The 11814-nt window shown below is 73.3% G+C and carries 4 protein-coding genes and 1 tRNA gene; 4 read left to right on the top strand and 1 reads right to left on the bottom strand.

Annotated elements, in window-relative coordinates; all coding sequences use genetic code 11:
- Positions 1-157 precede the first annotated feature (157 nt).
- Positions 158-234, top strand: a tRNA-Met gene (locus tag KZ813_RS17455).
- A gap of 240 nt (positions 235-474) precedes the next feature.
- On the opposite strand, the gene KZ813_RS17450 is transcribed toward KZ813_RS17455, so the two are convergent.
- Positions 475-2493, bottom strand: a complete 2019-nt coding sequence (locus KZ813_RS17450) for a TonB-dependent receptor (RefSeq protein WP_219756256.1) — start codon at positions 2491-2493, stop codon at positions 475-477.
- A 142-nt stretch (positions 2494-2635) separates the two neighbouring features.
- Here KZ813_RS17450 and KZ813_RS20515 point away from each other — a divergent pair, with 142 nt between their 5' ends.
- The 3 genes from KZ813_RS20515 to KZ813_RS17435 are packed head-to-tail and all read left to right on the top strand — an operon-like array spanning position 2636 to position 11812.
- A complete protein-coding gene (locus KZ813_RS20515) occupies positions 2636-3139 on the top strand; it encodes an enterochelin esterase domain-containing protein (RefSeq protein ID WP_219756255.1) in 504 nt (167 codons plus the stop codon).
- On the top strand, positions 3136-3360 hold the full coding sequence (locus KZ813_RS17440) for an MbtH family protein (RefSeq protein WP_219756254.1): 225 nt from the start codon (positions 3136-3138) through the stop codon (positions 3358-3360). Before KZ813_RS20515 ends, KZ813_RS17440 begins: the two co-directional genes overlap by 4 nt.
- Before the next feature lie 13 nt (positions 3361-3373).
- Positions 3374-11812, top strand: coding sequence for a non-ribosomal peptide synthetase (locus KZ813_RS17435; protein ID WP_219756253.1), 8439 nt, complete (start codon positions 3374-3376; stop codon positions 11810-11812).
- Positions 11813-11814: the final 2 nt, after the last annotated feature.

Below are 11814 nucleotides of genomic sequence, written 5' to 3'. Positions count from 1 at the left end.
CCCGAACTCGGACGTGAAACCCGACCGCGCCAATGGTACTACTGCCTAAGCAGTGGAAGAGTAGGTCGCCGCCAGGCATTGAAGCCCGCGCGCTCACATCATCCCATCCCTCAAGAACCCATTCACACACACACCGCTCTCCCCACGGAGAGCGTGACGCGGGGTGGAGCAGCCCGGTAGCTCGTCAGGCTCATAACCTGAAGGTCACAGGTTCAAATCCTGTCCCCGCAACCACTTCAAGTTCCGATATCAGATCGCGCATATCAGCCGCCCCGAGCGGGCGGCTTTTTTGCGTCCGCGAGTCCTGATGGTTGCGCCCTCCCGCAACCACCTCAGCTTGGGGCTCGTGCAAGTTATGGCCGACGCCGGTCCCCGCAACCACATCAGCACAACACCATCGCAAACGCCAAATACGCCTGAGCGACGCCATGGGCAGCGCCGAGAAGCGTCCCGGCGCGCGCGGCGGTGCCCATGCTACCAGCGCATGTCGACGGTGACGCCTATGGTGCGGGGCTGGCCGACCTGACCCTGCAGGTCGCCGAAATGGTTGGTGCGCGCCGCGTAGAGGATGCGCGCGTCGCCCGCGTTGCGCACATAGGCGCGGACGCCGAAGTCGGTCGCCTCATAGCCGATATGCGCGTCCAGCACCGTATAGTCACCCCCGTCGATCGCCGTACCACTCTCCACCTGTGAGCTGTAGCGGCTCACCCGGTTCATCCCCGCCCCCAGGGCGAGCCCACCGCGGAAATGCTGGTCGACCGCCAGTGCCCCGGTGAAGGACGGCGCATTGTCGAGCCGACGTCCCCTGAGTGCCGCCAGGCCGGCGGGCGCGACGCGGATGTCGCTGTCGAGCAGGCCGAGCGCGGCATGCAGGTCGAGCCCGGTCCAGGGGCGCCATCCTGTCTCGAGCTCCAACCCATAGGTCCGCGCCCGCGGGAGGTTGGTGAAGGTCTGCGCGATTAAGGTCTGGAAGCCGCGATAGTCGTTGAGAAACAGGCTGCTGCCCAGCGAGAGCCGGCGCCCCGCCAGCTCGGTGCGCGATCCGATCTCATAGGTCCAGACCGTCTCGCGACCGAAGACATAATAGTCGCCGGTGACCCAGTCGATCGCGCCGCCGCCCGGGCTATAGCCCTTGCGCATCGTCGCGCTGACGTTCGTGCTGGCGGTGACGGCATAGCGCAGGCCGAGCTTGGGCAGCGCCATCGTCCGGGTCTGACGGCCGCGCACCGCGCCCCAGGACAGCGCGACATCGCGGCGCTGCGTCTCGCGCTCGACCCGGCCGCCCGCGAGCAGGTCGAGATGGCCCGCGAGGCCCAGCGCGGCGTCGACATAAGCGGCGTCGGTGTCGATGTCGTCGGGGCCGTTCACGCCCAGGTCCGAGCGCAGCGCCTGGTGGCGGTCATAATGATAGAGACCCACCACCCCGCTGACCCGGCTCCCCTCGGGCGCATAGGTCAGCCGCGCCTCGGCGCTATTGTTTCCCTCGGCGAGGTCGAGCTGCCCCCTCGACCGGGCATCGCTGTTCTGGTTCGACTGGCGGAAGCGCGCGTCGAACCAGCCGTGGCCGTACAGCAGATGCGCGCGCACTCCCTCGCCGAAGGCATAGGCGAGATCGACGGCGACGGTGCCGACGGTCGAGTCGCTCGTCCGCGTGTTGAGCATCGGATTGTCCCAGCGATAGCGGAAGACGTCGGGACCGGTCGCCGAGTAGAGATACTCGCCCTTGTTCCAGCGCTTGGTCGCGGTGACCAGCGCGGTGAGGCCGGGGAGGGCGGCGGGCGCCCACAGCATCTTGCCGCGCAGATTGGTCCGCTCGACGCGTGCCGGATCGAAGGGGAAGCCGCTGCCGGCGTCATAGCGGATGTAGCTCCTGCCGCGCGTGCCGTCGGCGGTGAGCCGGATCGCGAGCTGGTCGGTCACCACCGGGCCCGAGACCATCGCGGCGAGGATCCCGGTGCCGCGCTCGGTCTCCGCGCCGGCGCGCAGCGCGCTCTGCCAGTCCCAGGTCGGGCCCTTGGTGGTGAGGACGATCGCGCCGCCCAGGCTGTTGCGCCCCGTGGTGGTGGACTGAGGGCCGCGCAGCACCTCCACCTGCGCGATGTCCCACATGCCCGCGTCGGCGTAGCGCTGCCCGGCGAACGTCTCCGCGACGCCGTCGACGATCGTCGCGACGCGGGGACGCGCGCCCGACATCAACGTGAAGATGCCGCTCGCCGGCCCCGAGCCGCTGACACCGCGGATGCTCGGCAGATCGGCCGCGGTGGCGATCATGTTGGGAACCGCCGCCGCGACGTCATAGGGTGACTTATAGACCTGCGGGTCGACGGCGGTGATCACGGTCACCGCGGTGCTGGTCTCCTTGAGCGAACGGTCGATCTTCTCGCCCGTGACGACGATGTCGCTGTCCGGCGCACCACCGGGCGGTGCTGTCTCGACCTGCCGCGCGCGCGCGGGCGACCCCAGCAGGGAAAGACACATGGCGGAGAGCGTCACCGCCAGCAGGCGCGGCGTAGTATCTGTCGGTAAGCTAAGCATTTTTCCCCCAATGCGCCGAAGATCACGCGCCCTGACGACACGATCTGGCTGAGTTGAACGCTAATGACTCGCAATATGATTCGCAATATGCGAGGGGGTGATGATGGACCTCGCCTCACTGCCACTACTTGCGGCGACTATGGGCATCGCCACCTCGGCGAGTTCGCCCGCTGACTTAGATCGGCGAATTGCCGCGTGGTGGCGGCGGCCAGTGGTGATGCGCCGCGCAGCGTTGGCGCGGCGAGCATCACACGACACGCTCACCGTGACCTTCGTGGGGCGCGAGGCGGGCGCGGCGGTCGAGACGGTCGATGTCGACGGCCCAACCGACCATCGCGCCGCGATACCGCCGACGCTGCGACCTATCGGCGCTACGCCCATCTGGTGGCGCGTCACGCTGCCGGCCGATCGGCGCGGCAGCCATGCGCTCCTTCCCGCCGGCGCGGCGGAGCGGCCGCCGCGCGCCGGGGCAGGCGAGGCCCGACGCGTTTATCGCGCCCGGACACGATGTCCCGTGCTGGCGCGGCGGCCTGATCCAGGCCGCGCGCTCGCTGCTGGCCGAGCCCGCCCCCGTCGCAGCCTGATCGGAGATTTGACACGATGACGACGGATCGGCCCAACCCGTTCGACGACGAGGACGCTTCGTTCCTCGTCCTGCACAACATGGCGCGGCAGTGGAGTCTCTGGCCGGTGTTCGCTCCCGTCCCGGTCGGCTGGTCGCGCGCGTTCGGACCGGAGAGCCGCGGCGCGTGCCTCGCCTATGTCGAGGAGCGCTGGGCCGGCGAACTGCGCCCCGGGGCGCGCGGCGCGGCGCGAGCGCACTGACGGACCGGGTCGCATGTCCTCGCTCTCGCACGCCGCCGATCGGGCCCCTCGCGCCCGCACGCTGCCGCTGCTCGCCGCGCAGCCGGGCATCTGGTTCGGCGAGCAGGCCGCGCCCAGCGCCCATGCCTATAGCGTCGCGCATCGCGTCGACATCACGGGGCCGCTCGAGGCGGAGAGGCTCGCGCGCGCGATCGCGCGGACGCTGGATGAGGTCGACAGCCTTCACGCGCGCTTCCGTATGGCCGACGATGGCGCGGGACCCGTCCAGCACCTGCCGGTCCGCCCCGCCGCGGTGACGGTCGACCGGCTCGACTGCCGCGGCGCCGACGATCCGGTCGCCTTCGCCGAGGCGGCGATGCGCGCCGACCTCGCCTCCGCTCCCGCCGCGGAGTCGGGCGAGCCGCTGTTCCGCCACATGCTGCTGCAGCTCGGTCCCACGCGCTGGGCCTGGTATCAGCGCTATCACCACCTGCTGGTGGACGGCTTCGGTCTCGCCACGCTGACGCGGCGGGTCGCGGCGCATTATGAGGCCGCCGTGACCGGCCGCCCCGTCGCGCCGCCGCGCTTCGCCGATCCGGCGCTGCTGCTCGCGGAGGAGCGCGCCTATCGCGGCTCCGACGCCGAGGCGCGCGACGCCGCCTACTGGCGCGAGTCGGTCGGTGCGGGGACGCCCATGCCGAGCCTGGCACAGCGCGCGACGGATCGCCTCCGACAGGTCGCCAACGTCGACGTGCGTCGCGCGACGCGGCGCATCGACGCGGCGCCGCTCGCCGCACTGCTGGCGGTCGGGCGCGGGCATCGGGTCGGCGCGGCGGAGACCGCGATGGCGGGCGTCTTCGCCTATCTGTACCGCATGACCGGCGCGACCGACCTGGCGGTCGGCGTCCCGCTGATGCGCCGGCTCGGATCGGTCGCGATCGACCTCGTGCTGCCGACGGTCAACGTGCTGCCGCTGCGCCTGCGCGTCGAACCCGCGGACCCGTTCGACGCGCTGGTCGGGCGCGTGGCCGAGGGGCTGCGCGCGATGCGGAAGCACCAGCGCTACGGCGCGGAGCAGCTTCAGCGCGGCCTGGGCCTGATCGGGTCGGGGCGCGCGCTCTACGGTCCGACCGTCAACCTCAAGGCCTATGATCCTGGGGCGACGCTTCGTGGCGTGACGAGCCAGACCCATGTTCTCGCCGCCGGGCCGATCGACGACCTCGAGATCGGCCTGTGGCCGGAGGACGACGCGCTGGTGATCGAGCTCGCCGCTCACCCGGCGCGCTACACCGCCACCGAGGTCGCGGCGCACGCCGATCGGCTCGCCGCCTTCCTCGCGCGACTGGCGGCGGCCCCGGACCGGCCCGTCCGCGAGGTCGAGCTGGCCACCGCGTCCGAGCGCAGCGCGATCGCGCGGTGGTCGGAGGGGCCGGTCGTACCGTGTCCGCCCGGCTGGACCACCGTGCTCGACGCCTGGGCGGCGTCGTCCGCGCGCGACCCCGGAGCGGTCGCGCTGGTGCACGGCGATACGGTCCTGACCGACGCCGATGTCCGCGGGCGCGCGGCGCGGCTCGCGCGGTCGCTGATCGCGCGCGGGATCGGCCCGGGCGACGTGGTCGCGACCGCGCTGCCGCGCGGCGCGGAGGCGATCGTGGCGCTGCTCGGCGTTATGACCGCGGGGGCGGCATGGATGCCGCTCGACCTCGCCTACCCGGCCGAGCGGCTCGTCGCGCTGTGTGCTGACGCGCGGCCCGCGCTGATCCTGACGGACTCGACGTGGCGCGACCCTCCGCCGGGCGCGCCACTGCTGGCGCTCGACGATCCCGCGGTTCGCGAGGCGCTCGCCGCGCTGCCGCCGACACCGGTGACCGACACCGAGCGAGCCAGGCCGCTCGCGGCGGCGGACATCGCCTATGTCATCTACACCTCGGGGACCACGGGGTCGCCCAAGGGCGTGATGGTGCCGCATCGCGGTTTGCTCAACCTGCTGCTCCATCATCGCGCAGGGGTCTATGGGACGCTCGCCGCGGCGCGCGCGCCGGCGCGGGTGCGCGCGGCGCATGTCACGTCTTTGGCGTTCGACGCCTCGTGGGAGCAGATCATCTGGCTGCTGCTCGGTCACGAACTGCATCTCTGCGACGAGGAGGAGCGTCGCGACGCGGGGGCGCTGGTCGATCGCGTCCGAGCGCACCGCATCGACGCGATCGATCTCTCGCCCGCGCTGCTCCAGCAGATGCTCGACCGCGGCCTGCTCGACCCGGGCGGGCAGCTCGGCCTGGTCCTGGTCGGCGGCGAGGCGATGCCGCCGGCGCTGTGGCAGCGGCTGCGCTCGGCGCCGGCGCTGGCCGCCATCAATTATTACGGCCCGACCGAGTATAGCGTCGACGCGCTCGGCGCCTCGGTCGCGGTCGCCGATACGCCGGTGATCGGGCGGCCGGTGGCGAACACCCGCGCGGAGGTGCTCGATCCCTGGCTCCGCCGCGTCCCGATCGGCGCCGTCGGCGAGCTGTACGTCGCCGGGCCGGGGCTGGCGACCGGCTATCTCGGCAGCCCCGGGCTGACCGCCGCGCGCTTCGTCGCCGACCCCTTCGTCTCAGGTGGGCGGATATACCGCACCGGCGATCGGGTAAGCTGGACCGCTCGGGGTGAGATCGCCTTCCTAGGGCGCGGCGATCAGCAGGTGAAGGTGCGCGGCTACCGGGTAGAGCCCGGTGAGGTCGAGCGCGCGATCGCCGCGCTGCCCGGCGTGACCGGCGCGCTGGTCGTGGCGCAGCCCTGGGGTGGGTCGCACCGCCTCCTGGGTTATTGCACGGGCGTGGGCGAGGTCGCGGACTGGCGGGCGACGCTCGCCGCGACACTGCCGGACCACCTGATACCCGCGCACGTGCTCCTGCTGGACGCGTGGCCGCTGACCGCCAACGGCAAGATCGATCGCGCCGCGCTGCCTCTCCCGGCCGTCGCCGGCGACGATGCCGGCCCGGTCCGCTACGCCAGCGCGGCGGAGCAGGCGGTATGCGACGCGATCGCCGAGGTGATCGGCCACGTACCGGTGCGGCCGGACGCCGATTTCTTCATGCTCGGCGGCGACAGCATCGGCGCGATGGCGCTGGCGACCGCGCTCCGCCAGCGCGGCCACGCGCTGCGGCCGCGCGACGTCTTCGCTCACCGGCGCGCCGACCGGATCGCGGCGCATCTCGTGCCGACCTCCGCGTCGACGGTCGGGGAGGAGGAGGCCGGCGGTGACCTGCCGCCGCTGCCGATGCTGCGCTGGTTCGAGACGCATCACGGGCTCCAGACGCGCTTCGCGCACGGCGTGCTCGTCCGCGTGCCCGCGGGCATCGGCGCCGCGGCGATCGACCAGGCCTTCGCCGCGCTCGCCCGCGCGCATCCGGTGCTGACGGCGCGGACGCGCGCCGGGGGACTGACCGTGCCCCCGCCCGGAGGATGGCGGGTGCCGCTGACGGTGCTGGGCGGCGAGCCGGAGGAATATGACGCGCGCTTCACCGCCGCCTGCGCGCGGCTCAACCCCGCCGCGGGGCGGATGGTGGAGGCGATGCTCTGGCCGGGCGACGGGTCGCCGGGGCGACTGATGATCGTCCTGCACCATCTCGTCACCGACGGCGTGTCGTGGCGGGTGCTGCTGTCGGAACTCGGGGCCGCCTATAGCGCCGCGGCCGCGGGCGCCACGCCCATCATCGCGCCGGAGGAATGCGGCGTGCGGCGATGGGCGACGCTGCTGCACGACCAGGGGGTGGCGCGCCGCGCCGAGTTGCCGCTGTGGCGCGAGACCCTGGCCACGGCCGTGCCGCCGCTCGCCGCGGCGCCGCTGGAGCCGGCGCGGCATCGGCTCGGTGCGGCGCGGCAGCGGCGCTGGTGCCTGTCGGCGAGCGTCACCGCCGCGCTGCTCGAGCGGCTGCCGCTCGCCTGCGACGCCACGGTGGAGGAACTGCTGCTCGCCGCGCTGCTGCGCGCGGCGACGTCGGTGCTGGGGGCCGAGCGGCTGCGGGTGGCGATGGAGTCGCACGGCCGCGAGCTGGCCGGGGTGACGCTCGATCCCAGCCGGACGATCGGCTGGCTCACCGCGGAATATCCCGTCCTCCTGGAACCGGCCGCCACGCCGATCGCCGCGGTGCGCAGCGCGCGCCAGGCGCTGCGTCGCCTGCCCGATCGCGGTCTCGGCTATGGCGTGCTGCGCTGGCTCGATCCGGTGGGAGAGGCGGTGCTCACGCCCCTCGAGGCGGCGGCGCGGCCCGAGATCCTGCTCAACTATCTCGGCCGCTTCGCCGCGGGCGCCGGGTGCTGGACGCCCGTCGCGGCGGGTGGCGTCTTCGCCGACGCGATGGCGGTCGACGCCGACCCGGCCATGGCGATGCTGCATCCGCTGGAGATCAACGCCTTCGTCGAGGAGGGCACGACGCCGCGGCTGGCGATCCATTGGACCTGGGCGGACGGGCCGTTCGACGAGGTCACCGTCGAGCGCCTGCACGCCGCGCTGGGCGAGGCGATCGAGACGCTCGCCGCGCTGCCGCCGCCGCTCGCCGCCGACACGCTCGTGGCCGCCGACTGCCCCGGCCTCACCGCGGCCGACCTCGCCGCCTTGCGCGCGCGCCACGGGTCGCCCGCGGCGATCCTGCCGTTGCTCCCGCTTCAGCATGGCCTGCTGTACCACGCCGGCCTGGCGGAGGCGGCGAGCCGCTACAACAGCGTGACCAGGCTCGACCTGCGGGGCGCGCTCGACCCGGCGCGGCTGCGGCGAGCGCTCGACGACGTGCTGCGGCGCCGACCGCAGCTGGGCGCGCGGTTCGACTCGGGCTGCGCGTCGGGGCCGTGGCAGGTCCTCCCGCTCGCGCCGGCGCGGTGGCCGCTCGACTCGCATGATCTGTCGGGACTCGCCGGGCCGGCGCAGGCCGAGCGGCTGGCGCTGATCGAGCGCGACGAACTCGACCGCGAGGTCGCGATCGAGGGCGGGCTGCTGGTCCGTGCCGCGCTGATCCGGCTGGGCGACGATCGCCATCGACTGCTGCTCAACGCGCATCATCTGGTGGTCGACGGCTGGTCGACCCCGCTGCTGGTGCGCGACGTGCTCGACGCCTATCGCGCCGGCGCCGAGGCGCTGCGGCCGACCGCCATCCCCTATCCCGCGCTGGTGCGGCGGCTGGTGGCGCAGGATCCTGCACCCGCGCGCGTGGCCTGGGCCGAGGCGCTCGCCGGGGCGCGGCCGACGCTGCTCTACGGCGACGCGGTCGCGGGCGCGACCGTGCGCGAGACCGAGCTGGTCGTGCCGGCCGAGATCGAGCGGGCGCTGCGCGCGCGTTGCCGCGAGCACGGCGTGACCCTCAACAGCGTGATGCAGGGAGCGTGGGGGGCGCTGCTCGGCGTGCTGACGGGCAGGAACGACGTGCTGTTCGGCACGCCCGTCTCCGGGCGCGCCAGCGCGGTGGACGGCGTCGAGGAGCAGATCGGCCTCTTCAGCAACACCGTGCCGGTCCGCGTCGCGCTCGCACTGGACCGACCGCTGCTGGCGCAGATCGTCGACCTGCAGGCGCGCCAGGGTGCGCTGCTCGAGCATGACGGCCTCAGCCTCGCCGAGATCCAGCAGATCGCGGGCGCCGCGACATTGTTCGACACGCTGCTGGTCTGCGAGAACTATCCCGAGGACGCGGCGCTGCTCGCGCGCGACCATGGCGGGCTGCGCGTGACGGCGATCGGTAACCGCGGGCATACCCATTATCCGCTGACGATCATGGTGTTGCCCGGCGAGCGGCTGCGGTTGCTGATCGAGCATCGCGACCCCGTGGTCGCGCCCGAGCGGCTCGCGGCGCGCCTGCTGCACCTGCTTCGCCACCTCGCCGTCGACACCGCGGTCGACTGGGGGCTGTTCGACCCGCGCCTGCCCGAGGACATCGCGCTGATCGAGGCCGCCAACGCGACCAATCGCGCGCTCCCCGACACCGACCTGCGGTCGCTGCTGGTGGCGCAGGCGCGGCGGACACCCGAGGCGCTCGCGCTGGTCGACGCCGCGCATCGCCTGAGTTACGCCCAGCTGCGCGCCCAGGTGGTGCATTGGGCCGGGCGATTGCGCGCGGCCGGGGTCGGGCGCGGCGACGTCGTGGCGGTGGCGCTGCCGCGCTCGGCACGTCTGGCGATCGCGCTCCACGCGGTGATCGAGGCGGGGGCGGCCTATCTGCCGCTCGACCTCGACCTTCCGTCGGCGCGTCTGGCGACGATGGTGGCGGACGCGCGGCCGCGGCTGATCGTGACCGATCGGGGGTCGGCGCGGCGGCTGCCCGACGCGCCGCGCCTGTGGCTCGACGCGCTCGCGCCGGTCACGGAAGACATGGGCGAGCCGGCGCCGCTGCTGCCGGGTGACCCGGCCTATCTGATCTACACATCGGGATCGACCGGCGCGCCGAAGGCGGCGCTGATCTCGCACCGCGCGATCGTCAATCGGCTGCTGTGGATGCAGGCGACCTATCCGATCGGCGCGGCGGACCGGGTGTTGCAGAAGACCCCATGCGGCTTCGACGTGTCGGTGTGGGAGTTCTTCTGGCCCCTGCTGAGCGGCGCGGCGCTCGTGATGGCGCCACCGGACGCCCACCGCGACCCGGCGGCGCTCGCGCGCTCGATCGCGGCGGAGCGGATCACGACGTTGCATTTCGTGCCCTCGATGCTGTCGCTGTTCCTCGACTGGATCGCCCAGGAACCCGAAGCGACGGCGACGCTGCGGCAGGTGTTCGCCAGCGGCGAGTCGCTGCCGACGTCGCTGGCGGCGCGGCACGCGCTGCTGTTGCCGGCAGCGGCGCTGCACAATCTGTACGGCCCGACTGAGGCGGCGATCGACGTCAGCTATCGCGCCGCCGCGACGGGCAGCGCCGGCCCCGGCGTCCCGATCGGTCGGCCTGTGTGGAACATGCGGCTGCACGTCCTCGACGACTGGCTGCGGCCGGTGCCGGTCGGCGTGACCGGCGAATTGTATCTCGCGGGGGTGCAGCTCGCCGATCATTATCTCGACCGGCCGGCGCTGACCGCGACGCGCTTCGTCGCCGATCCCTCCGGCGACGGCACGCGGCTGTACCGCACCGGCGACCTGGTGCGCTGGACCGAGGCGGGCGAGGTCGAGTTCCTCGGCCGCGCCGACGACCAGCTCAAGATCCGCGGTCAGCGGATCGAGCTCGGCGAGATCGAGGCGGCGCTGCTGGAGCAGGAGGGGGTCGCGGCCGCCGCGGTGCAGGCCTGTCCGCTCGGAGCGGCGCGGCGCGGCGAGGAGGACGCGCGCCAGATCGTCGGCTATGTCGTACCGCTCCGCGAGCGAGCGACGCTCGACCCCGCGCTGCTTCGCACCGCGCTGGCGGAGCGGTTGCCCGCGGCGATGGTGCCCGCGGTCATCGTCGCGCTGCCGGCACTGCCGCTGGGCGCCACCGGCAAGCTCGATCGCCGCGCGCTGCCGCTGCCCGACCTCCCCGCGAGCGCGGGCCGCGCGGCGCGACCCGGGCTCGAGAGCCAGGTCGCCGCCGCCTTCGCGCGACTGCTCGAGCTTCCCTCGGTCGGGGCGGAGGAGGATTTCTTCGCGCTCGGCGGTCACTCGCTGCTGGCGATGCGCCTCGCGGCGGAGCTGCGACGCGCGCTCGGGCGGCCGCTCTCCGTCGGCCAGATCATGGCCGCGCCGACCGTCGCGCGGCTTGCCGCCGCGCTGTCCGAGAGCGCGGGGGAGGGCTCACGTGCGGGCTTCGGGCCGGTGCTCCACCTCCGCGCCGGGGGCGGACGCCCGCTGTTCTGCGTCCACCCCGCCTCGGGCTTCGCCTGGCAGTACAGCGGCCTGTCGCGCCATCTGCCGGCGCAACTGCCGTTGGTCGGGCTGCAATCGCCGCGCGAGGGCGGCGCGATCGCGACCAGCGCCGATCTCGACGCGGCGTGCGCGCACCATCTCGCCGCGGTGCGCGCGATCCAGCCGACCGGACCCTATCATCTGATCGGCTACTCGCTCGGCGGCACGCTGGCGCAAGGCATGGCCGCGCGCCTGCAGGCCGCGGGTGAGACGGTGGCCTTCCTCGGCCTGTTCGACACCTACCCGCCCGAGGGTCAGGATTGGAGCGGCGCGACCGACGAAGAGGCCGCCGCGGAGGCGGAGCGCGAGCGCGCGCAGTTCCTCGCCGCGACTGAGGCCGAGCGCGACGCCGCGGAAGAGGCCGAGCGCGCAGCGATGTTCGCCGCGATCGTCGCCAATTACGCCGACTCGGTGCGGCTGCTCGCGACCGGGCGGACGCCGCGGTTCGACGGCACCGCGACGCTGTTCGTCGCGACCCGAACCCTGCCGGAGGGGTGGGACGTCACGGGCTGCTGGGCCCCGTTCCTCGCCGGCCTGGACATGCATCGGGTCGACTGTCGCCACGAGGACATGCTCTCGCCGGCCACGCTGGCGACCCTCGCGCCCGCGCTCGCGGCGCGGCTCGCCGCCCTCACGACACTGGGCTGACA

This window comes from Sphingomonas folli (genome assembly GCF_019429525.1).
Taxonomy (GTDB): domain Bacteria; phylum Pseudomonadota; class Alphaproteobacteria; order Sphingomonadales; family Sphingomonadaceae; genus Sphingomonas; species Sphingomonas folii.
The sequence above is the reverse complement of the archived record's forward strand: the minus strand, read 5'-3'. Positions and strand labels throughout refer to the sequence as shown.

Coding starts and splice junctions, on each gene's coding strand:
- KZ813_RS20515 (WP_219756255.1), top strand. CDS start 2,636: ATGATGGACCTCGCCTCACTGCCACTACTTGCGGCGACTATGGGCATC.
- KZ813_RS17440 (WP_219756254.1), top strand. CDS start 3,136: ATGACGACGGATCGGCCCAACCCGTTCGACGACGAGGACGCTTCGTTC.
- KZ813_RS17435 (WP_219756253.1), top strand. CDS start 3,374: ATGTCCTCGCTCTCGCACGCCGCCGATCGGGCCCCTCGCGCCCGCACG.